The organism is Frankia nepalensis (genome assembly GCF_016786325.1).
GTDB lineage: Bacteria > Actinomycetota > Actinomycetes > Frankiales > Frankiaceae > Pseudofrankia > Pseudofrankia nepalensis.
This window is the reverse complement of record NZ_JADWYU010000356.1, coordinates 1-1,457: the sequence shown is the minus strand read 5'-3', so window position 1 is coordinate 1,457 and position 1,457 is coordinate 1. Positions and strand designations below refer to the sequence as shown.

Annotated in this window: 1 protein-coding gene; it reads left to right on the top strand. The window is 65.0% G+C overall.

Going from position 1 to position 1,457, the window contains the following annotated elements; all coding sequences use genetic code 11:
• Positions 1-181 precede the first annotated feature (181 nt).
• A complete protein-coding gene (locus I6A81_RS41175; RefSeq protein ID WP_203008504.1) occupies positions 182-1,456 on the top strand; it encodes a cytochrome P450 in 1,275 nt (424 codons plus the stop codon).
• Position 1,457 lies beyond the last annotated feature (1 nt).

The following is a 1,457-nucleotide window of genomic DNA, read 5'->3' as shown; positions in this document are numbered from 1 at the left end:
CGGCGCCAGGACGGCACGCTTGACGTGGTCCGCTCGCTTTCCGTGTTCGTTTTCAACGAGGACGGCAAGATCTGCAAGCTTGAGGTCTTCCTCCAGCAGCCCCGCTGACGCGCGGTGCCACCGTCGAGCTTGTCGATCCGACACGGATCGGCCCTGAGGACATTCCGAGAGGAGTAGCACGGTGAGTGGTGTCGAGGATGTGGATTTCTTTACGGACTCCGCGGTGGTCGCGAACCCGTATTCCTACTTCGACGAGCTTCGGGCGCAGTGCCCGGTGCGCGCCGTCAAACACCCAGGCGTCATCGCGGTGACCGGCTACGACGAGGCCGTGGAAGTCTATGCCGACAGCACCGCGTTCTCGTCCTGCAACGCCGTGTCAGGACCTTTCCCAGGCCTGCCAGTACAGGCCGACGGCGACGACATCAGCGAGCTGATCGAACAATATCGCCACCAGTTGCCGATGAGCGACCTCCTGGTGAACCTGGACGAACCCGCCCACCACGCACAGCGCGCTCTTCTGCGGCGCCTGCTGACCCCGAGCCGGTTGAAGACCAACGAGGCCACGATGTGGCGGCTGGCCGACAGCTACATCGACAGGTTCATCGAGACCGGCACGTTCGAGGTGATGAGCGACTACGCCAAGCCGTTCTCACTGCTCGTGATCGCCGACCTCCTCGGAGTGCCAGAAGACGACCGGGAGGAGTTCGGCGCCAAGCTCGGAGCCGAGAAGCCCGCACCCGGGGTCGGCGAGGACACGCAGGCGGTGTCAAACAACCCGCTGGAGTTCCTGCACGAGCGATTCACGACCTACATCGAGGAACGACGGCGCAGGCCGCGGGCCGACGTCCTGACCGACCTCGCGAACGTCACCTACAAGGGCGGATCGACACCCGAGGTCGACGTCATCGTCGGCCTCGCCACGTTCCTGTTCGCGGCCGGACAGGACACGACCGCCCGACTGATCACCTCCGCCATGTGGATCCTGGCGGAAAACCCCGACATCCAGCAGCGACTGCGGGAAGACCGCAAGCGGATCCCAGTCTTCCTCGAGGAGACCCTGCGGTTCGAGAGCCCAACCATGAGCGACTTCCGACTCACCCGCGTCACGACCACCATCGCAGGGCAACGCATCCCCGCCGGCACCACCGTGATGATCCACCCAGGCGCCGCCAACCGCGACCCCCGCAAGTTCACCGATCCCGAAACCTTCCAACTCGACCGAGACAACGCCGTAGAACACATCGCGTTCGGCCGCGGCGCACACTCCTGCCCCGGAGGCCCCCTCGCACGCACCGAGGGCAGAGTGAGCATCGAGCGCTTCCTCGACCGCATGACCGACATCCGAGTCTCCGAGACCACACACGGCCCAGCCCCGTCCCGCACGTACGAGTACGAACCATCATTCATCCTACGCGGCCTACGCGGGCTGCAAATCGACTTCACCCCGGTGGACTGAG